We start from the raw sequence: 19,023 nt of genomic DNA, 5'->3' as shown, positions 1-19,023 counted from the left end.
TCCGGGTGCACGCTCAGGTAGATCAGCTGTCATCGGCGTCCTGTCCCATGTGACAGTGAACGAGCCGGAGCAGTCGGCCCAAAAGAAGTCGGTGTCAGAGAGACCTGGGCAGGAGCGGCTTTCCGCGGGGGAGACCTGGCGGGCGCTGTACCGCTACTTCCGCCCGCACCGCTGGGTCGTCGCGCTCGGCGCCCTGTGCACGCTGATCGGCGCCGCGACCGGCCTCGCCCAGCCGCTCGCCGCGAAAGCCCTGGTGGACCGGCTCGGCAGCGACGACTCGATCACCGGGATCATCGTCCTGCTCACCGCGCTCGTGGTGCTCGGCACCGCCATCGAGTCGATCGGCGCGTACGTCCTTGAACGCACCGCCGAATCCGTGGTGCTCGCCGCCCGGCGCACCCTGATCGGACGGCTCCTGCGCCTGCGCCTGCCGGAGGTGGAGCGCACCCAGCCCGGCGATCTGATGTCCCGGATCACCTCGGACACGACGCTGCTGCGCGCGGTGACCACCCAGTCCGTGGTGTCCGCCGTCGCGGGTGGACTCACCTTCATCGCGACGGTCGTGATGATGGGCCTCATGGACGTCGTCCTGCTCGGCGTCACCCTCGGAGTGATCGTGCTCATCGGCGGCGCGGTGGCCCTGGTGATGCCGAAGATCGCGCGGGCGACCGAGCGGGCGCAGGAAGCGGTCGGCACGATCTCGACCGCGTTGGAGCGGGCGTTCGGCGCGTTCCGCACGCTCAAGGCGTCGGGCGCCGAGGAGCGCGAGACCGCAGCCGTGCAGGACGCCGCCGAAGAGGCCTGGCGGCACGGGGTACGTTCCGCCAAGTGGCAGGCCGTGGCGTGGAGTTCGGTCGGTTTCGCCGTGCAGGTCTCCTTCCTCGCCGTCCTGGGCATCGGCGGCGCCCGCGTCGCGTCCGGCGCCATCTCGGTCTCGACGCTCGTGGCCTTCCTGCTCTTCCTCTTCTACCTGATCGACCCGGTCTCCCGGCTCGTCGAGGGCGTCTCGCAGTACCAGGTCGGCTCCGCTGCCATCGCGCGGATCGTGCGGGCCGAACGCCTGGAGACGGAGGACGTCACCGAGCCCGCCGCGGACGCGGGTCGGCGCGGTCCCGCCGCCGTGGCCTTCGAGGACGTGACCTTCCGCTACCGGGAGACGCTTCCGTACGTCCATCACGGCGTGAGCTTCGACATCCCGGGCCCCGGCATGACCGCCTTCGTCGGCCCCTCGGGCGCGGGCAAGACCACCGTCTTCGGCCTGCTCGAGCGGTTCTACGACGTCACGGGCGGCCGCGTACTGGTCGACGGCCGCGACGTGCGGGAGTGGCCGCTCGCCGAACTGCGCTCCGTCATCGGCTATGTGGAGCAGGACGCGCCCGTCCTCGCGGGCACCCTGCGCGAGAACCTCCTCTTCGGGGCGCCCGGCGCGACCGACGACGAGATACGGGAGGTTCTCGTGCGGGCGCGGCTCGACGCCCTCGTCGACCGGCTGCCGGACGGCCTTGAGACGCTGGTCGGACACCGCGGCTCCCAGCTGTCCGGCGGCGAACGCCAACGCGTGGCCATCGCGAGGGCGCTCCTGCGCAAGCCCCGTCTCCTGCTCCTCGACGAGGCGACCTCGCAGCTCGACGCGGTGAACGAACTGGCGCTGCGTGACGTGGTCGCCGAGGTGTCGCGTGAGGTGACGGTCCTCGTCGTGGCGCACCGCCTTTCGACGGTGACGCTGGCCGACCGGATCGTGGTGATGGACGCGGGGCGGGTCCGCGCGTCCGGCACCCACGCGGAGTTGGTGGCGGCCGATCCGCTGTACGGGGAACTGGCGGCGACCCAGTTCCTCGCCACGTCGGCATGACCGCACGACCGGACAACCGCATGCCCGCACGACCGCACGGACGACCGCACGGCCGCCGAAAAGGGCTGGCCCCGGACATGACACCGGGATTGGATGGCGGGCATGACCACCGGACGCAGACGTGCGGAACTGTTCGTGGACGAAGAGCGGGACGGCAGGCTGGCCGGACCCACCACCGGCGACGAGCGGCGCATGCTCGTCGAGGTCCTCGCGGCCCAGCGCACGACGCTGGAGCTGAAGTGCGCGGGCCTGGCAGCCGAGTTGGCCCTGCGGTCCGTGGAACCCTCCACGCTCTCGCTGCTCGGTCTCGTCCGGCACCTCGCCGATGTGGAGCGCCGCTGGTTCCGGCGCGTGCTCGCGGGACGGGAAGCGCCCCTCCTCTTCGGCTCCGAGGAGAACCCCGACCAGGACTTCGACGGCGCCGTCCCCGACCCGGCCGTCATCGCCGCCGCGTGGGATGCCTGGCGTGCCGAAGTGGCGTTCGCCGACCGCCTGGTGGCCGAAGCGCCCGACCTCGACATCGAGGGCGACGACGGGTGGCGCGGCAAGGTGTCACTGCGCTGGGTGCTCATCCACATGATCGAGGAGTACGCCCGGCACAACGGCCACGCCGACCTGCTCCGCGAGCGGATCGACGGCGCGATCGGCGTGTAGACGATGATCACTTCATGAATCTGAGCGAGATCACGTTGATGTCCGACCCGAAGGTGGCCGCCGTACCGGTCAGGGAATGCGGCGAGCGCCTTGTGGACGTACGCCACGAGGGCACGCTCTTGGTCGACACCCGCGCCCAGGACCCCGAGGACGCCTTCGCCCGGCTGCGCGAAGGCGTCCTGGCCCGCCTCCTGCACGCCCAGACGCTGCTGCCCGACGGGCTGCGCCTGCTGTTCGTCGAGGGTTACCGGCCGCCGTGGCTGCAACGCGGCTACTTCGAGGAGTACGAGGGCCAACTCCGGGCCCTGCATCCCGCGTGGCCCGCCGAACGCCTCCGCGCGGCGGCGAGCCGCTATGTCTCCCCGCCCGAGATCGCACCGCACAGCGCGGGTTCCGCCGTGGACCTCACCCTCGCCGGGACCGACGGACACGAACTCGACCTCGGCACCCGGATGAACGCGGACCCCGAGGAGAGCGAGGGCGCCTGCTACACCGAGGCCGACAACATCACCGCCGCGGCCCGTCGCCACCGCGACATCCTCGGAGCGGCCCTGCGAGAGGCGGGCCTGGTCAACTACCCCACCGAGTGGTGGCACTGGTCGTACGGAGACCGCTACTGGGCCTTGGCCACGGGCGCGCCGCACGCCCTCTACGGGGCGGCGGAATCAGGCGGATGAGGCCGGTGACGTCACCAGCCGGGTGACGAGGTCGTGCCACCCGGCGTCCAGGCGGTCGAGCGGCATGCCGCGCTCGACGGTGAGGTGGTGCACGAGTACGCCGTCGACCGATCCGAGCAGGGTGTGCGCGAGGAGTTCGGCGTCACCCGCGACGCCTGCCTGGCGCAGCAGCATCGTGACGTGCGTGAGCCGCAGCCGGTTCGCGGGGACGGCGTAGGTGCGCAGCGGGTCGGTCCGTGAGGACAGCAGCAGTTCGTGGTGGTCGCGCTCGTGACGGATCAGCGCGGGCCCGAACGCGTGCAGGCGCTCCAGGGGCGGGGCGTCGGGGCCCAGCGGGGCGGGTCCGGAGAGGAAGGCGGCCTGGAGCTGCTGCTCGCGGTGGTCGAGCAGGGCGACCAGGAGCCCTGTGCGGTCACCGAAGCGGCGGAAGACGGTCCCCTTGCCGACCCCTGCCGCCGTGGCCACCGCGTCCATGGTCAGCTGCGCGGCGCCGCACCCCGCCATCAGCTGTGAGGCGGCCTCGAGGAGCCGCGTGCGGTTACGTGCCGCGTCGGCCCTGAGCGACGGTGGCTCGCCCACCGCGGTGAGGGCGAGCTCGGTCGACCCGCCCGGTCTGTCGGGCGAGGGGAGGGGCGGGAGAACGGAGCCGGTCATGAATCCAGCGTAGCGCCCCCAGGCGCTAAGTGGACCGTGGTCCGGATTGGTGGTACAACTTTAAACGGACCCCGGTCCGCTTGATTCGTTATCCGTATCCGAGAGTCCCGCCCCCACTTTTCAGGAGTTCCGCCATGTCTGTACGCATCGTCGCCCTCGTCGGCAGCCTCCGCGCCGGCTCGCACAACCGCCAGCTCGCCGAGGCCGCCGCCAAGCACGCGCCCGCAGGCGTGGACGTCGAGCTGTTCGCGGGTCTCGCGGACGTGCCCTTCTACAACGAGGACGTCGACGTCGAGGGCGGCGTCCCGGCCGCCGCGGCCCGCCTGCGCGAGGTCGCGGGCAGCGCCGACGCCTTCCTCCTCTTCTCGCCGGAGTACAACGGCACCATGCCCGCCGTGCTCAAGAACGCGATCGACTGGCTGTCCCGCCCGTACGGCGCCGGTGCGCTCTCCGGCAAGCCGGTCGCCGTCGTCGGCACCGCCTTCGGCCAGTACGGCGGCGTGTGGGCGCAGGACGACGCACGCAAGGCCGCGGGCATCGCGGGCGGTGTGGTCGTGGAGGACGTCAAGCTGTCCATCCCCGCCTCCCTGACCCGCTTCGCCGAGATCCACCCGGCCGACGACACCGAGGTGGTCACGGCCCTCACCGAGGTCGTCACCCACCTCACCCAGCAGGCCACGACTGTCGCTGCCTGACATCTCCGGCCCGACCGCGCACAGCCCCGACCGGGTCCGCCCCCGGTCGGGGCTACGCGCAGTCGACGCGGTGCGTGTGCGGCCGGTCCGGGCAGGTGAGGCACTCGAAGAGGTAGACCCCGCCCATGTCGCCGAACATCATCCCCGCGTGTTCGACGCGCACCTCGCGGTCCTCGACAGGAGTCCAGGCCCGCGACGACTCGGCGTCGCCCTCGGCGCTCTCGAACGTCAGCAGGTGCTCCATCGGCCGGCCGCACCGCGTGCAGACCGCGGGCTGCGGGTCCTGGCCCCAGCCGGGATATCCGCCCAGCTTCGTGCCCGGCGCGGTGGACAGGTGGTACTGGTAGTCCCAGCCGCTCTCCTTCTCCACCTGCGCGAACCGCCCCTCCAGCGCATCCCAGAGCGTGTCCGCGAGGTCCCAGCTCGGGTACTCCGTCACCCGCTCCGGATGTACGGCACAGGGGCGCGGCACGTAGTGCTCGTGCCGCTGCGCGGGAACCGGCGGAGCGTCGAGCACCTGGCGCACGTCGGCCGCCGCCCGCCAGTGGATGCGGGGGACGACCCACGGGCCGCCGTCGCTGTGCCGCCGTGGGCACCAAAGGACCTGGAGCACATCGCACCCCTGCGGGAAGGCGACGACGTCCGGGACGTCGGCCCGGTAGATCTGCGCGACGGCCACCATCGGCGCCCCGCCGTGCTCGTCGCACACCGGCCATGGCTCCCGCGCGGGCCAGAGCAAGGGACCGCCGACAGAGCTCTCGCGGTACGTCGGGTCGCCCGCGCGCGGATGGAGCCGCACCGCCTCCTTCTTGAAGCGCACGACCTCGGGGAAGAGTTGCTCCACGTCCAAGGGACGCGGCGGCGTGCGGCGGGTCATGCGCCGAGGGTACGCGGAGCCCCGGGAAAAGCGTTTCCGTGGCGGAGTGCCCGACGGGTAGCCTGCCGAACACCGCCTGCCCCTTGGGGAGTTGAGATGCCCGGTCGCCGAAGCGCGCGTTGACGTCGTGGGTCGTCATCGACCCGTCATCGCGTGCTGCCCGTGAGCTGCGGCACTGCGTCACCTTCTCTGCCTCAAGGGGCTCTCTGTGCCGTCCGCTTCTCGTGCCGTTTCCGCGCGCCCCCCATCCGGCCTGTGGCGTGACGCCGACTTCCGCAGACTCTGGTCGGGGCAGACCGCCTCGCAGCTGGGGGCGCAGGCCGGTCAAGTGACGCTGCCGCTCGTCGCCGTGCTGGCGCTCGACGTAGGAGCCGGTCAGCTCGGCGCCCTCCGCGCGGTGGAACAGGCGCCGATCCTGCTCTTCTCGCTCATCGCCGGGGCGTGGGTGGACCGGCGCCGTGCCCGCGACGTCATGGTCGTCGCCGACCTCGGGCGTGCCGTCGCGCTTGCCGCCATCCCCCTCGCGTACCTGCTCGGAGTGCTCGGGATGCCGGCGCTCCTGGTGGTCGCCTTCCTCGTCGGCGTCCTCAGCGTGTTCTTCGACGTGGCCTATCAGGCATCGCTGGTACGGCTGTTGAGGCGCGACCAGTTGCTGCGCGGCAACAGCGCGCTCGAAGGCAGCAGGTCCGCCGCGCAGATCGGGGGGCCTGCGCTCGGCGGCGCCCTGGTGTCGCTGTTCTCCGCACCGGTCGCCACCTTGGCCGCCGCCTTCGCCTTCGCGGTGTCCTTCGTGTCGATCCGCCGCATCCGCCACCAGGAGGTGCTGCCTCCGCGGACTCCGTCCGACGCGCCCCCGTCCGACAGGCCCGCGGGTGTCCGGCGACAGATCCAGGAAGGTCTCCGCTTCGTCGTCGGCAATCCGTCGCTGCGGTCCGTGGGGCTCGCGTCGGCCCTCTTCCAGTTCTCGTTCGCGGCCGTGATGACCGTCTACCTGCTCTTCCTGCCGCGCGAACTGCACCTGTCGGGCCTCGCGGTCGGCCTGGCGCTCGCCGCCATGGGGCCGGGAGCGGTGGTGGGTTCGCTGCTCGCGGCGAGGCTTCCGGAGAGGTTCGGCTACGGCAGGGTCGTGGTGGCCTCGGCGGTGCTCGCCGACGGCGTGATGCTCTGCGTGCCGGCCCTGCACGGTTCCACGGCCGTCACCATCGCCTCGCTCATGGCGATCAACTTCGTCTTCGGTGTCTTCGGCCAGTTGGTCAACGTCACGCTCATGGCCGTACGACAGGCGGTCACGCCCGTGCCGATGCAGGGACGCGTCGTCGCGACCATCAACTTCGTCGGCATGGGCCTGACGCCCGTCGGATCACTCCTCGGCGGATTCCTGGCCGGTGTGTGGGGCCTGCGCACGAGTCTGATCCTGACGGCCGTCTGTCTGGCACTGTCCCCGCTGTTCATGGCCCTGTCCCCGCTGGCACGCCTGGGGCGCGGGCTGCCGGCGGAGGACGACCTCCCGTGCGAGCGGCCGGCGTCCTAGATTGGCCCTCATGTACTCGACCCAGGTGTCCGGACATGTGAACGCCCCGCGTGCGGCCGTCTACCGGGCGCTCCTCGACGCGGACGCCGTCGCGCGCTGGCGCGTCCCGGACGGCATGAGCAGTCACGTGCACGCCTTCGACGCCCGCGAAGGCGGGCGCTTCCGCGTCTCGCTCACCTACGACGGGCAGTCGGGCACCGGCAAATCGGCCTCGCACACCGACACGTACCACGGCCACTTCGCGAAGCTCGTACCGGACGAGCAGGTGGTCGAGGTGCTCGCGTTCGAGACCGACGACCCCGGCATGGGCGGCACGATGACGATGACGACCACGCTCACCGACGCGGTCGGCGGCGGTACCGATGTCCTGGTCCTGCACGAGGGGATCCCCGACAGCGTCCCCGCCGTGGACAACGAGACGGGGACGCGCATGGCGCTGGCGAACCTCGCCCGGATCGTCGAGAAGGCGCGGTAACGGCTCAGCCCGCACGCGGAGCGGTCGCGCCGGGCAGGGCCGCCGCCAGGGTCACGGCGGCGAGCAGCGCGAGTGCGGGCGCAAGCGCGGCGACCGTGCCGTGGTGGATCTGCAGCAGCCCGCCCACGAGGGCGCCCGCGAACATCGCCGCGACCGATACGGACCTTCGTACGGACGCCGGGCCGAGCCGGTCCGAGGCCAGGCCGGTCAGGGTGCGCGTGAGGACGGTGGTGGTCAGGTCGGGTACGGCGAGCTTGCCCACCACGGCGTTCTGCAGCCCCATGCCGAGCGCGAGCAGCACGATCAGGGCGTGCCGCGCGTCGGCCGCGAGGTCCAGCAGCAGAGCCGCCGCCACCAGCACGGCGTGCGCGCCGACCAGGAGCGCGAACAGCCCCAGCGGCCGAGCGACCCGCGGCGCGATCCGGCCGCCCGCCCATGCCCCCGCCACGAACGCGCCGACCGCGAGGAGTGACGCGGTCGCCGAGAGCTGCACGTCACCGGCGAGCGCGAAGCCCAGGAAGACCACGTTGCCGGTCATGTTGGCGACGAAGACACGGTCGAGGCCCAGATAACTGACGGCGTCGACCAGGCCCGTGACGAAGGTCAGCACGACGAGGAGCGGAGGCAGCACGCCGTGGTGACCCTCGGTGTCGGGGAAGAGGAGGACGGCGGCCCGGTCGAGCAATGAGTTCATACCGTCTCTTCGGCAGACACGGGCCGCCGCCCGACCCGCGTGCGGCTCCCGCTCACCGCCTCCAGACCCGGCGGATGCCACCGCGGGGATCTTCCTGAACCGTCCAGCGGCGGTCGATGACCCTCGTGATCCGGCGACGGGTGTCGTACGGAGCCCAGCCGGGGTTGCCGTCGCGCGCGAAGCGGATCCAGGCGGCGTGCATGCGGGGAGCCAGGTCGGCAGGTGGGCTGCCGGGGCCGAAGAGGGCGTCAGGGCCTCGTAGTTGGGTCAGTCGGGCCGGGTCGAGGCCGAAGACGAAGGGGAGTTCCATCGTGTGGGTGGCCCCGAGCAATCCGCCGAAGGCACCGGAGCGCCAGTCGAACCGGTAGCTGTACGTGGCGCCGGACGACCGCTCGGCGTGGGCGTCGGCCAGGGCCCAGCTCCCCTTGCCGAACAGCGCGTCGCCCATGACGGCCGAGCGCAACTGTCCGGGGGAGGCCAGCCGTGACCCTCCTCGGGCAGGGCGTGGGAGCCGAGGATGCCCCGTGTGCCTCCCACGTCCTTGGAGGGCAGTCCTAGGGGGAGGGCAGTCCTAGGAGGGGGTGCGCCCCTCCAACGCCGTCTGCCAGCCCGGCAGTTCGGCCTCCCGGGCCGGTGCGGCGCGGCGTCCGCCCCGGGCGAAGAAGTCGGCAAGCGGCAGCGTCGCGGCGCCGACCGTCACCGCGTCCGGGCCGAGGCGGCCCAGGTCGATGGCGACGCGCCCCGCCGGGTAGGACAGGGCGTAGGTCGGGATGTACCGCTTCACCGCGCTCAGGAAGCGCTGCCCGAGCTGGAGTCCGGCCCAGCCGCCGACGAGGATCCGCTCCGGCTGGAAGAGGTTGATCAGGTCGGCGAGGCCCGCGCCCAGGTATTCGGCGGTCTCTTCGAGCACCGCGAGCGCCGTCGGATCGGCCGCCCCGCCGCCCTCGGGATAGGCGGCGTCGAGCATGGCGGTGAGCGCGCTCTCCTCGTCGGTGCCCCCGGGCGGCCGCCCGCCCGCCTCCTGCCACCGTTCGAGCAGCGCCTCCGCGCCCGCGTACGCCTCCAGGCACCCCAGGCCCCCGCACCGGCACCGTCTGCCCTGCACCCGTACCGTGAGGTGCCCCCACTCAAGGGCGCGGCCCTGCTCCACGTCCTCGGTGACGACGCACGCGCCGACACCGGAACCGAACAGGACCACCACGGCGTTGCGCGTCCCTCGGCCCGCGCCGAACCACATCTCCGCCTGGCCGAGGGTCTTGGCGCCGTTGTCGATGAAGTACGGCACGGAGTCGGGGAGTTGGGCCACGCCTGAGCCGGTCTCCCGCAGCAGGGATTCCAGCGGGACGGCGTTCCATCCGATGGTCTGGCCGTGCACGACGGCGCCGAGTTCGCTGTCGCGCGCGACGATCCCGGGGACGCCGATCCCGACGCCAAGGAGGCCTTCCTCGGTGACGCCGCCGGCGCCGAGCACTTCTCCTATCCCGTCGCGGATGAGTTCCGTGATGCCGCCGACGTCGTGGCCCTTCAGGGTCAACGGCCGCTCGGCGCGGGCGAGTTCGGACAGGGAGAGGTCGAAGAGCTCGACACGTACGCGGGTCTCGCCGACGTCCACGCCGATCAGCTGACCACGGCCGGGCGCGACCCGCAGCAGCGTACGCGGGCGACCGCCGTCGGACTCCACGCTGCCCGCCTCCTCCACCCACCCCTCCGCCACCAGTTCGGCGACGACATTGCTGATGGAACCTGAACTCAGTCCGGTGGCGGGGCCGAGCGTGAAGCGGCTCATCGGCCCCTCGAAGTACAACCGCTGCAGTACGGCGGCGCGGTTCTCCCGCCGCAGGTCGTGCACCGTGCGCCCGTTGCGCTGCCCAGCCATGTGGTTCCTTCCGGCCTGTCCTGCCTCGAAGTTGGTTCTGTGTGACCCCTTGACGGTATCTTCCCTGCCGGTTTAACTCACGTCCTAAATTAAGTCATGAGGTCATTCAAGAGTTGAACACAGCGCCGGTTCGGTCCGGTGTTGGGCCATCCGCCCCATGACTCCCTCCGGAAGGGACACCTGGAGCCATGCGCAGATTCCGAGCCGCCGCCTCCGTCGGCGCCGCCACCCTCTCGCTCGCCCTCACCGCGACCGCCTGCGGAGGCGGTTCGACGACGGGCGGCGAGGGGTCCAACGACTCGCCGAAGACGCTGACCTACTGGGCGTCGAACCAAGGGCCCAACATCGAGGCGGACAAGAAGATCCTCAGGCCCGAACTCGACAAGTTCGAGAAGAAGACGGGCATCAAGGTCAAGCTCGAGGTCATCCCCTGGTCGGAGCTGCTCAACAAGATCCTGACCGCGACGACATCGGGTCAGGGGCCGGACGTCCTGAACATCGGCAACACCTGGAGCGCGTCACTGCAGGCCAGCGGAGCCCTGCTGCCCTGGGACGAGAAGAACTTCGACAAGATCGGCGGCAAGGACCGCTTCGTGGAGTCCGCGCTCGGCTCGACGGGGGCGGCGGACAAGGACCCGGCCGCCGTACCGCTGTACTCCATGGCCTACGCCCTCTACTACAACAAAAAGATGTTCAAGGAGGCCGGCATAGACAAGCCGCCCGCCACCTGGGACGAGCTGGTCGAGGACGGCAAGAAGATCTCCAAGGGCGGCAAGTGGGCCCTGGGCGCGGAGGGGGCGAACCTCTCCAACAACATCCACCAGGCCTTCGCGCTCGGCAAGCAGCACGGCGCCGACTTCTTCACCGAGGACGGCAAGCCCGACTTCACCTCCGACGGCGCCGTCGCGGCCGTGAAGCAGTACGTCGACATGATGGGCAAGGACAAGATCATCGCGCCCGGCAACGCCGAGTACGCGCAGAACCAGTCCCTGAGCGACTTCGCCAAGGACAAGACGGCGATGGTGCTGTGGCAGGCCGCGGCCACCACCTTCAAGTCGCAGGGCATGAGCGACGACGAGTGGGGCGTGGCGCCCGTGCCCGTCGAGTCCGGCGCGCCGGGCCAGGGCAAGGCCACCAACTCCATGGTCGCCGGCATCAACATGGCCGTCTTCAAGAACACCAAGAACATCGACGGCTCGCTGAAGTTCGTGAAGTTCATGACGAGCGACGCCGAGCAGAAGATCCTCTGCGAGTCCTACGGCTCCGTGCCGCCCGTCAAGGCGGCCCAGGAGGATCCCGCCTTCGACCGTCCCGAGCTGCAGGTCCTGCGCGACACCCTCGCCAAGAGCGCCGCGCCCCTGCCCCAGGTGGCCAACGAGTCGCAGTTCGAGACCGCGGTCGGCACCGCCGTCAAGAACCTCTTCGCGAACGCAGCCGCCGGCCGTGAGGTGACCACCGCGTCGGTGAAGGCCGAACTGGTCAAGGCTCAGCAGCAGATGTCCCAGCAGTGAGCGACACGTCCGTGACCACCACGAGCACGACCATCGTGCAGGGCGCCAAGGAGCCGTCCGCGACCGCCCCCGAGAAGGAGGGCGGCCCGCGCCGCCGTCCCGGACGGCTCCGCCGCATCGGCCTGCCCTACCTGCTGCTGCTCCCGGCCCTCCTGCTCGAACTCCTCGTCCATCTGCTGCCGATCGTCGTCGGCATCACGATGAGCTTCAAGGAGCTCACCCAGTTCTTCATCCGCGACTGGGGCGCCGCGCCCTGGTCGGGCCTGGACAACTACGAGATCGCGGTGGACTTCGACGCGCCGGTGGGCGAGGCGCTGCTGCACTCGTTCCTCGTCACCTGCGCGTTCACGGTGCTCTCGGTCGGCCTGTGCTGGCTGATCGGGACCACCGCCGCGATCTATCTGCAGGAGACGTTCAAGGGGCGGGGCTTCCTCAGGGCGCTCTTCCTGATCCCGTACGCACTGCCCGTGTACGCCGCGGTGATCACCTGGGGCTTCATGTTCCAGCGTGACAACGGCCTCATCAACCACGTGCTCCACGATCAGCTGGGCCTCACCGACAGCGCGCCGTTCTGGCTCATCGGCGACAACAGCTTCGTCGCGCTGCTCACCGTCTCGGTGTGGAAGGGCTGGCCGTTCGCCTTCCTCATCCTGATGGCGGGACTGCAGAACATCCCCAAGGACATGTACGAGGCGGCGGCACTCGACGGCGCCGGCATGTGGCAGCAGATCCGCCGCATCACGCTGCCGTCCCTGCGCCCCGTCAACCAGGTCCTCGTGCTCGTCCTGTTCCTGTGGACGTTCAACGACTTCAACACGCCGTACGTCCTGTTCGGCAGGTCGGCGCCCGAGGCCGCGGACCTGGTCTCGATCCACATCTACCAGTCCTCGTTCGTCACCTGGAACTTCGGCACCGGCTCCGCCATGTCCGTCCTGCTGCTCCTGTTCCTGCTCGTGGTGACGGGCGTCTATCTGTGGGTCACATCGCGCGAGAGGAAGTCCGCTCATGTCTAGCGCCCGCATGGCCGTGCGGCCCCGCGGGGCCGTCAAGCAGCCCCGGTCGCCGATGGCGGCGCCCCGCTCGTTCCTCTGGTCGCGGCGGATCTTCCTGACGCTGCTCACGGGCTTCGTGCTCCTTCCGGTGTTCGTGATGGTGTCCAGTTCGCTCAAGCCCCTCGAAGACGTGTCGGGCGAGTTCCGCTGGATGCCGAGCGGGCTCACCATCCGTCCGTACATCGACATCTGGAACACCGTCCCGCTGGCCGAGTACTTCATGAACTCGCTGATCGTGGCGGGGGCGGCCACCGTCTGCTCGGTGGTGATCGCCGTCTTCGCCGCCTATGCCGTCAGCCGCTACCAGTTCCGCGGCAAGCGCGTCTTCACGGTGACGGTCCTGTCCACCCAGATGTTCCCCGGCATCCTGTTCCTGCTCCCGCTGTTCCTGATGTACGTCAACATCGGCAACGCCACGGGGATCGCCCTGTTCGGCTCGCGGGCCGGGCTCATCCTCACCTATCTGACCTTCTCGCTGCCCTTCTCGATCTGGATGCTGATCGGGTACTTCGACTCGGTGCCGCGCGACCTGGACGAGGCGGCACTCGTCGACGGCTGCGGGCCGATCGGCGCCCTCTTCCGGGTCGTCGTGCCCGCCGCGATCCCCGGCATCGTCGCGGTCGCCGTCTACGCGTTCATGACCGCGTGGGGAGAAGTGCTCTTCGCCTCCGTCATGACGAACGAGGCCACCCGCACCCTCGCCATCGGCCTGCAGGGCTACTCCACCCAGAACGACGTCTACTGGAACCAGATCATGGCCGCGTCGCTGGTCGTGAGCGTGCCGGTGGTCGCGGGCTTCCTCCTGCTCCAGCGCTATCTGGTCGCCGGCCTCACCGCCGGAGCCGTCAAGTGACCTCTGCCCTCACACCTGATCCCCTTACGTCTGAGAGGACGTCCGTGTCCGAGCTCATCGACCTTGCCGCACTTCCGCACGACTTCGCGTGGGGCACGGCCACATCGGCGTACCAGATCGAGGGAGCCGTCACCCAGGACGGCCGTTCCCCCTCGATCTGGGACACCTTCTCGCACACCCCCGGAAAGATCGACAACGACGACCACGGCGACGTGGCCTGCGACCACTACCACCGCTGGCGCGAGGACATCGCGCTGATGAAGCAACTGGGCACCAATGCCTACCGGTTGTCCCTCGCCTGGCCGCGCGTCGTGCCCGGCGGCGACGGGCCGGCCAACGCCAAGGGCCTGGACTTCTACGACCAGGTGATCGACGGTCTGCTCGAAGCAGGCATCACCCCGTCGGTGACCCTCTACCACTGGGACCTGCCGCAGGTGCTCCAGGACCGCGGCGGCTGGCCCGAGCGGGAGACCGCCGAGCACTTCGCGGCGTACGCGTCCATCGCCGCCGAGCGCTTCGGCGACCGCGTCACCCAGTGGGCCACGCTCAACGAACCCCTCTGCTCGGCCTGGATCGGTCACCTCGAAGGGCGGATGGCACCGGGCCTGACCGACCTGACCGCCGCCGTGCGTGCCTCGTACCACCTGCTGCTCGGGCACGGCCTGGCCACCCAGGCCATCCGCGCCGCGGCGCCCGGCGCGCAGATCGGCATCGTCAACAACCTCTCCACGGTCGAGCCCGCGAGCGACCGCCCCGAGGATGTCGCCGCCGCCCGCCGGGTGGACGGCCACACCAACCGCTGGTGGCTCGACCCGGTCCACGGCCGCGGTTTCCCCGCCGACATGCAGGAGGTCTACGGGGTCGAACTGCCGGAGCGGGCGGGTGACTTGGCGACCATCGCGCAGCCGCTCGACTGGCTGGGCCTGAACTACTACTTCCCGGCCGTGGTCTCCGACGACCCCGCGGGCCCCGCGCCCTACGCCCACGAGGTACGCCGCGAGGGAGTGCCCCGCACCGGCATGGACTGGGAGATCGACGCGAACGGCATCGAGACGCTGCTGCTGCGCCTGACGAACGAGTACGGGGCGCGCAAGCTGTACGTCACCGAGAACGGCTCGTCCTACCCCGACGTCGTACGCCCCGACGGAACGGTCGACGACCCGGAGCGCACCGACTACCTGGTCCGGCATCTCGCCGCCTGCGCGAGCGCGGCCCGCAAGGGAGCACCCCTGGCCGGGTACTACGCGTGGTCGCTGCTCGACAACTTCGAGTGGGCCTACGGCTACGACAAGCGGTTCGGTCTCGTCCACGTCGACTACGAGACGCAGCGCCGCACCGTCAAGGGCAGCGGGCTGCGCTACGCCGACATCATCCGCGGCCACCAGGGGCAGGTGAGCCGCGCGGCCTGACCCGCACGCGGCTGACGGCGGCTCCCGGCTCTCCGCCGATCCGGGGGCCGCCGCGCTTGTGTGGCTCCGCCCTCCCGTGTCAGGTCGTGTTCACCTTGCGGCCCTCCTTCGCCGCCGCGCCGGTGCACACGAGGCCGAGCAGGAGGGTGAGTCCGCCGATGATGATGTTGGTGAGGATGACGCCCATGTCAGGGCTCGTGCCGACGACCCACGGCGACACGATCATCCATACGCCCATGGCGCACATGGCCCAGCTCAGGCCGTACATCCTGGCGGGCGCGACGGTGAATCCGAGGCCCAGCAGGCCGATCGCGATGCCCATGATGAGGTTGTGCGTCGTGAGGACTGGCTGGCTGGTGGTGAAGTGGACCACCCAGGGGGAGATGGCGCAGAAAAGACCCGTGAGGAACACGGGTCCGTCCACGAGCGCCACATCTTTCCCACCGAGCACGCGGGCGTATCGATCCCGCATCTCGGATACGTCAGGGTGAGCGGCTATGTCTCCCCTGTGTGAGACGTCGGCCATGAGACTCGTCTCCTCTGCTCGGTGCAGGCCTGATGACCTCGCGCGGCGGGATGTCGCACACATCCATTCTGCGCTTATTTTTTCTTTATGCGTAGTCGTGGGCGAATGGTGAGCTTCCGGTCACCGCCCGTACGGGGGACCAGAACGCGCCGTCGCACGCCCCGCCCGCTGGAATGGACGAGTGACCGCGCCCCCGGACGACTGCCTCGCGCGCAACGAGTGGATCTGCGGCGAGTATCTGAGCACCCGCCGCCAGATCATCGTCGACGCGGTCCTCCAGCACCTGGAGCTGACCGCCGTCTCCATCCTCATCGCGCTCGTCATCGCCGTGCCGCTGGCCGTCGTCGCCCGCCGCTGGGCCCTTGCGGCCGGTCCCGTCCTCGCGCTGACGACGGTCCTCTACACGATCCCCTCGCTCGCGATGTTCTCGCTGCTGCTTCCCGTGTACGGCCTCTCCGCGTCCCTGGTGGTCGCGGGACTCGTCCTGTACTCACTGACGCTGCTCGTCCGCAACATCCTGGCGGGCCTGCGCGCCGTCCCGGAGGACACCCGGCAGGCCGCCCGCGGCATGGGCTACGGACCGATCCGGCTCCTTCTCACCGTCGAACTGCCGCTCGCGCTGCCCGCCGCCATGGCCGGACTGCGCATCGCCACCGTCTCCGCGGTCTCCCTCGTCACCGTCGGCGCGATCGTCGGCTTCGGTGGGCTCGGCAACCTGATCTACGCGGGCATGAACACCTACTTCAAGGCGCAGGTCCTCACCGCGTCCGTGCTGTGCGTCGTCATCGCCGTACTGGCCGATCTGCTGCTCCTGGGCGTGCAGCGGATCCTCACCCCGTGGACGAGGGCGGTCCGCTCATGAACACCATCAGCGATGCCTGGCAGTGGCTCACCGACTCGGCGCACTGGGCGGGCGACGACGGCATCTGGCACCGCCTCACCCAGCACCTGGTGCTCACCGTGGTGTGCCTGATCCTGAGCTGCCTGATCGCGCTGCCGGTCGCCCTCGTCCTCGGCCATCTCGGCAAGGGCGGCGCGCTCGCGGTCAACATCTCCAACGTGGGGCGCGCGGTGCCGACCTTCGCGGTCCTCGTCCTGCTGCTCCTCACCCCCGTCGGACAGTGGGGCGAGGGGCCCACGGTGGTGGCGCTCGTCCTGTTCGCGGTGCCGCCGCTGCTCACCAACGCCTACGTCGGGATGCGCGGGGTCGACCGCAGCGTCGTCCAGGCCGCGCGCGGCATGGGGATGACGGGGCGGCAGATGCTGTGGCGGGTCGAACTGCCGCTCGCGATGCCGCTGGTCCTCAGCGGGGTGCGGATCGCGGCCGTGCAGCTCGTGGCCACCGCCACCATCGCGGCCCTCGCGGGAGGCGGGGGGCTCGGCCGGATCATCACGGCCGGCTTCAACCTGGCGAGCACCCCGCAGGTGGTGGCGGGTGCGGTGCTTGTCGCCGTCTTCGCCCTGATCGTCGAGGGACTCTTCGAGATCGGCGAACGGCTCGCTCCCGGCTGGGCGCGGGGGAGAGGGCGGACGGGATGAGGCGGGGCGCGGTGCGTGGTGCGGCTGCTGCCGGGGTCGCCCTGTTGCTGGCCGGGTGCTCTTCGGGGCCGTCCCTGGAAACCCAGGGCGAGGTGACCGCGCCACCCGGCGACAGCCACCACCTGGTCGTCGGCTCCGCGGGCTTCACCGAGAGCGATCTGCTCGCCCAGATGTACTCCCTGCTCCTGCAGAAGGCCGGATACGGCGCCGAGATCCTCTCCGTGGCCAACCGCGAGCTGTATGAACCCGCCCTCGAGTCCGGCCAGATCGACGTCGTCCCCGAGTACGCGGCCACCTTCGCCGACTGGCTGAACGCCAAGAAGAACGGCGCGGACGCGAAGCCGGTCGGCTCGCCCGACCTGGATGCCACGATGAAGGCCCTGCGCGGCCTCGCCACCCCGCGCGGCCTCACCGTCCTCGATCCCGGGAAAGCCGTCGACCAGAACGCGTTCGCCGTCACCGCGTCCTTCGCGAAGAAGCACCACCTCAAGACCCTGAGCGACCTCGGCAAGTCCGGCCTGAAGGTCCGCCTCGCCGCGGGCGACGAATGCGTGCAACGCCCGTACTGCGAGCCCGGTCTGAAGAAGGTCTACGGCATCGACATCACCTCCGTCGACCCCAAGGGCGTGGGCACGACCCAGGCCAAGAAGGCCGTGCAGAGCGGGCAGGACCAGATGGTCCTGACCACGTCCACGGACGCCACGCTCGACAACTTCGGCCTCGTCCTGCTGAAGGACGACAAGAAGCTCCAGAACGCCGACTACATCGTCCCGGTCGTCAACCGCTCCCGTGCGGGCAGCGAGGGCGTCGCGAAAGCGCTCGGCCGCCTCAACTCCGTGCTGACGACGGCGGACCTGGCCTCCATGAACGAACAGGTGGACAGCTGGCGCAGGCTGCCGCAAGACGTGGCGCGGACGTTCCTGGAGGACAAGGGGCTGCTGTGACGCGGGCCGTGCGGTGCTAGCTGCGGGCCGTGCGCTCTCAGGCGTCGGCCACCGAGTCGAACTCCACCTGATCCCGGGGCACGCCCTGCGCGTCCGCGTCCACCGAGCGGCGCAGGGCCTCGTGCAGCTTCGCCGGGGTCAGCACCCCCAGGAAGCGGGCCCCGTCGAGGACAGCGACCCAGCCCGCATCGTGCTGCAGCATCACACCGAACGCCTGCTTGAGCGGGGCGCCCACCGGCACCCACGCCTTCATGCGATGGGCCAGATCGCCGACCCTGCCGCCCTCGCCGGCCAGCGCCACCTCGTCGATGCCGACCCAGCCGTGCAGATCGCCGCCCGCGTCCAGGACCACGCCCCAGCGGGCGTCCTCCTCGCGCAACCGTGCCGCGGCGTGCGCGGCGGCCTCGTCGAGCCGGACCACCGTCGGCTGCTCCAGGTCGTCCGGCTGGATCTCGGTGACCGACAGCCGCTTCAGGCCCCGGTCGGCACCCACGAACCCGGCGACGTACGGCGTCGCCGGGGTGCCGAGCACCGCACCCGGAGTGTCGTACTGCTCGATGCGCCCCTGCCCGTACACCGCGATCCGGTCACCGAGCCTGACCGCTTCCTCGATGTCGTGCGTGACCAGGAGAACCGTCTTGCGGACCGACGCCTGCATCCGCAGGAACTCGTCCTGCAACTGCTCGCGCACCACCGGGTCGACGGCCCCGAACGGTTCGTCCATGAGGAGTACGGGCGGATCCGCGGCCAGGGCGCGTGCCACGCCGACCCGCTGCCGCTGGCCGCCGGACAGCTGCTCGGGATAGCGGGAGCCGTACGTCTTCGGGTCGAGGCCCACCAGGTCGAGCAGCTCGGCCGCCCGCGCCCGCGCCTTCGCCTTCTTCCAGCCGACCAGTGCGGGCACGGTCGCCGTGTTGTCGAGGATCGTCCGGTGCGGGAAGAGTCCCACCTGCTGGATGACATAGCCGATGCGGCGGCGCAGCCGGACCGGGTCGACGTCCGCGATGTTCTCGCCGTTCACGAAGATGCGGCCCGCGGTCGGCTCGATGAGCCGGTTCACCATCATCATCGTGGTCGTCTTGCCGCAGCCGGACGGTCCGACGAGGGTGACCAGTTCCCCCTCGGCGACCTCGAAGGACAGATCGTCCACAGCCATCGTGCCGTCCGGATAGCGCTTGCTCACCTGCTCGAACCGGATCATGCA

General features: G+C 70.5%; 19 protein-coding genes and 1 pseudogene. 13 read left to right on the top strand and 7 right to left on the bottom strand.

Annotation, left to right across the window (positions count from 1 at the left end; all coding sequences use genetic code 11):
* Window positions 1–91 precede the first annotated feature (91 nt).
* The 3 genes from AB0I66_RS04245 to AB0I66_RS04235 all read left to right on the top strand — a co-directional run bounded on the left by AB0I66_RS04245 (window position 92) and on the right by AB0I66_RS04235 (window position 3,183).
* A complete protein-coding gene (locus AB0I66_RS04245; protein WP_363206134.1) occupies window positions 92–1,852 on the top strand; it encodes an ABC transporter ATP-binding protein in 1,761 nt (586 codons plus the stop codon).
* A gap of 102 nt (window positions 1,853–1,954) precedes the next feature.
* Window positions 1,955–2,506 carry a DinB family protein gene (locus AB0I66_RS04240; RefSeq protein WP_363206133.1) on the top strand — a complete coding sequence of 184 codons (552 nt, stop codon included), beginning with the start codon at window positions 1,955–1,957 and terminating at the stop codon, window positions 2,504–2,506.
* A 20-nt stretch (window positions 2,507–2,526) separates the two neighbouring features.
* A complete protein-coding gene (locus tag AB0I66_RS04235) occupies window positions 2,527–3,183 on the top strand; it encodes a M15 family metallopeptidase (RefSeq protein WP_363206678.1) in 657 nt (218 codons plus the stop codon).
* On the opposite strand, the gene AB0I66_RS04230 is transcribed toward AB0I66_RS04235, so the two are convergent.
* Window positions 3,172–3,837 (bottom strand): TetR/AcrR family transcriptional regulator, encoded by a 666-nt coding sequence (locus tag AB0I66_RS04230; protein WP_363206132.1) that lies wholly within the window; start codon window positions 3,835–3,837, stop codon window positions 3,172–3,174. The genes AB0I66_RS04235 and AB0I66_RS04230 overlap by 12 nt on opposite strands.
* Window positions 3,838–3,971: 134 nt before the next feature.
* Between AB0I66_RS04230 and AB0I66_RS04225 the strand changes: the two genes are divergently transcribed.
* Window positions 3,972–4,532, top strand: coding sequence for an NAD(P)H-dependent oxidoreductase (locus AB0I66_RS04225; protein ID WP_363206131.1), 561 nt, complete (start codon window positions 3,972–3,974; stop codon window positions 4,530–4,532).
* A gap of 52 nt (window positions 4,533–4,584) precedes the next feature.
* On the opposite strand, the gene AB0I66_RS04220 is transcribed toward AB0I66_RS04225, so the two are convergent.
* Window positions 4,585–5,409, bottom strand: a complete 825-nt coding sequence (locus tag AB0I66_RS04220) for a DUF1963 domain-containing protein (RefSeq protein WP_363206130.1) — start codon at window positions 5,407–5,409, stop codon at window positions 4,585–4,587.
* Between the two features lie 208 nt (window positions 5,410–5,617).
* Here AB0I66_RS04220 and AB0I66_RS04215 point away from each other — a divergent pair, with 208 nt between their 5' ends.
* Complete coding sequence (locus AB0I66_RS04215; RefSeq protein ID WP_363206129.1) at window positions 5,618–6,940, top strand: MFS transporter; 1,323 nt, start codon at window positions 5,618–5,620, stop codon at window positions 6,938–6,940.
* Between the two features lie 10 nt (window positions 6,941–6,950).
* Window positions 6,951–7,415: an SRPBCC domain-containing protein gene (locus tag AB0I66_RS04210; protein ID WP_363206128.1), complete on the top strand. Its 465-nt coding sequence runs from the start codon at window positions 6,951–6,953 to the stop codon at window positions 7,413–7,415.
* A 4-nt stretch (window positions 7,416–7,419) separates the two neighbouring features.
* On the opposite strand, the gene AB0I66_RS04205 is transcribed toward AB0I66_RS04210, so the two are convergent.
* From AB0I66_RS04205 to AB0I66_RS04195, 3 genes and pseudogenes are all read right to left on the bottom strand, one after another.
* Complete coding sequence (locus AB0I66_RS04205) at window positions 7,420–8,109, bottom strand: YoaK family protein (protein ID WP_363206127.1); 690 nt, start codon at window positions 8,107–8,109, stop codon at window positions 7,420–7,422.
* 52 nt (window positions 8,110–8,161) lie between these two features.
* Window positions 8,162–8,587: pseudogene (locus tag AB0I66_RS04200) on the bottom strand (carboxylesterase family protein); the annotation flags it as partial.
* 93 nt (window positions 8,588–8,680) lie between these two features.
* Complete coding sequence (locus AB0I66_RS04195) at window positions 8,681–9,985, bottom strand: ROK family transcriptional regulator (protein WP_363206126.1); 1,305 nt, start codon at window positions 9,983–9,985, stop codon at window positions 8,681–8,683.
* Between the two features lie 188 nt (window positions 9,986–10,173).
* On the opposite strand from AB0I66_RS04195, the gene AB0I66_RS04190 reads away from it, so the two are divergent.
* From AB0I66_RS04190 to AB0I66_RS04175, 4 genes are read left to right on the top strand one after another with little or no spacing between them, the layout of a single operon-like run.
* Window positions 10,174–11,496, top strand: coding sequence for a sugar ABC transporter substrate-binding protein (locus tag AB0I66_RS04190; protein WP_363206125.1), 1,323 nt, complete (start codon window positions 10,174–10,176; stop codon window positions 11,494–11,496).
* A 32-nt stretch (window positions 11,497–11,528) separates the two neighbouring features.
* Window positions 11,529–12,509: a sugar ABC transporter permease gene (locus AB0I66_RS04185; protein ID WP_363206677.1), complete on the top strand. Its 981-nt coding sequence runs from the start codon at window positions 11,529–11,531 to the stop codon at window positions 12,507–12,509.
* Window positions 12,502–13,401, top strand: a complete 900-nt coding sequence (locus AB0I66_RS04180; protein ID WP_363206123.1) for a carbohydrate ABC transporter permease — start codon at window positions 12,502–12,504, stop codon at window positions 13,399–13,401. The genes AB0I66_RS04185 and AB0I66_RS04180 overlap by 8 nt, the downstream gene beginning before the upstream one ends.
* Window positions 13,402–13,445: 44 nt before the next feature.
* Complete coding sequence (locus AB0I66_RS04175; protein ID WP_363206122.1) at window positions 13,446–14,810, top strand: GH1 family beta-glucosidase; 1,365 nt, start codon at window positions 13,446–13,448, stop codon at window positions 14,808–14,810.
* Between the two features lie 79 nt (window positions 14,811–14,889).
* Here AB0I66_RS04175 and AB0I66_RS04170 read toward each other — a convergent pair whose 3' ends face one another.
* Window positions 14,890–15,336 carry an SPW repeat protein gene (locus tag AB0I66_RS04170; protein WP_363206121.1) on the bottom strand — a complete coding sequence of 149 codons (447 nt, stop codon included), beginning with the start codon at window positions 15,334–15,336 and terminating at the stop codon, window positions 14,890–14,892.
* Window positions 15,337–15,517: 181 nt separating this feature from the next.
* Between AB0I66_RS04170 and AB0I66_RS04165 the strand changes: the two genes are divergently transcribed.
* From AB0I66_RS04165 to AB0I66_RS04155, 3 genes are read left to right on the top strand one after another with little or no spacing between them, the layout of a single operon-like run.
* Entirely contained in the window at window positions 15,518–16,198 is a 681-nt protein-coding gene (locus AB0I66_RS04165; RefSeq protein WP_363206120.1) for an ABC transporter permease, read from the top strand.
* Window positions 16,195–16,875, top strand: a complete 681-nt coding sequence (locus AB0I66_RS04160) for an ABC transporter permease (protein WP_363206119.1) — start codon at window positions 16,195–16,197, stop codon at window positions 16,873–16,875. The genes AB0I66_RS04165 and AB0I66_RS04160 overlap by 4 nt, the downstream gene beginning before the upstream one ends.
* A complete protein-coding gene (locus AB0I66_RS04155) occupies window positions 16,872–17,819 on the top strand; it encodes an ABC transporter substrate-binding protein (RefSeq protein ID WP_363206118.1) in 948 nt (315 codons plus the stop codon). Before AB0I66_RS04160 ends, AB0I66_RS04155 begins: the two co-directional genes overlap by 4 nt.
* Window positions 17,820–17,856: 37 nt before the next feature.
* On the opposite strand, the gene AB0I66_RS04150 is transcribed toward AB0I66_RS04155, so the two are convergent.
* Complete coding sequence (locus AB0I66_RS04150; RefSeq protein WP_363206117.1) at window positions 17,857–19,020, bottom strand: betaine/proline/choline family ABC transporter ATP-binding protein; 1,164 nt, start codon at window positions 19,018–19,020, stop codon at window positions 17,857–17,859.
* Window positions 19,021–19,023 lie beyond the last annotated feature (3 nt).

This window comes from Streptomyces sp. NPDC050439, from assembly GCF_040655335.1.
In the GTDB taxonomy this organism is placed as follows: domain Bacteria; phylum Actinomycetota; class Actinomycetes; order Streptomycetales; family Streptomycetaceae; genus Streptomyces.
The sequence above is the reverse complement of the archived record's forward strand: the minus strand, read 5'-3'. Positions and strand labels throughout refer to the sequence as shown.

Excerpts from the sequence above, each read along its gene's own strand:
- AB0I66_RS04240 (WP_363206133.1), top strand. The coding sequence starts at position 1,955 with ATGACCACCGGACGCAGACGTGCGGAACTGTTCGTGGACGAAGAGCGG.
- AB0I66_RS04210 (WP_363206128.1), top strand. The coding sequence starts at position 6,951 with ATGTACTCGACCCAGGTGTCCGGACATGTGAACGCCCCGCGTGCGGCC.
- AB0I66_RS04155 (WP_363206118.1), top strand. The coding sequence starts at position 16,872 with ATGAGGCGGGGCGCGGTGCGTGGTGCGGCTGCTGCCGGGGTCGCCCTG.
- AB0I66_RS04220 (WP_363206130.1), bottom strand. The coding sequence starts at position 5,409 with ATGACCCGCCGCACGCCGCCGCGTCCCTTGGACGTGGAGCAACTCTTC.
- AB0I66_RS04230 (WP_363206132.1), bottom strand. The coding sequence starts at position 3,837 with ATGACCGGCTCCGTTCTCCCGCCCCTCCCCTCGCCCGACAGACCGGGC.
- AB0I66_RS04195 (WP_363206126.1), bottom strand. The coding sequence starts at position 9,985 with ATGGCTGGGCAGCGCAACGGGCGCACGGTGCACGACCTGCGGCGGGAG.
- AB0I66_RS04190 (WP_363206125.1), top strand. The coding sequence starts at position 10,174 with ATGCGCAGATTCCGAGCCGCCGCCTCCGTCGGCGCCGCCACCCTCTCG.
- AB0I66_RS04170 (WP_363206121.1), bottom strand. The coding sequence starts at position 15,336 with ATGGCCGACGTCTCACACAGGGGAGACATAGCCGCTCACCCTGACGTA.
- AB0I66_RS04160 (WP_363206119.1), top strand. The coding sequence starts at position 16,195 with ATGAACACCATCAGCGATGCCTGGCAGTGGCTCACCGACTCGGCGCAC.
- AB0I66_RS04150 (WP_363206117.1), bottom strand. The coding sequence starts at position 19,020 with ATGATCCGGTTCGAGCAGGTGAGCAAGCGCTATCCGGACGGCACGATG.
- AB0I66_RS04225 (WP_363206131.1), top strand. The coding sequence starts at position 3,972 with ATGTCTGTACGCATCGTCGCCCTCGTCGGCAGCCTCCGCGCCGGCTCG.
- AB0I66_RS04180 (WP_363206123.1), top strand. The coding sequence starts at position 12,502 with ATGTCTAGCGCCCGCATGGCCGTGCGGCCCCGCGGGGCCGTCAAGCAG.
- AB0I66_RS04205 (WP_363206127.1), bottom strand. The coding sequence starts at position 8,109 with ATGAACTCATTGCTCGACCGGGCCGCCGTCCTCCTCTTCCCCGACACC.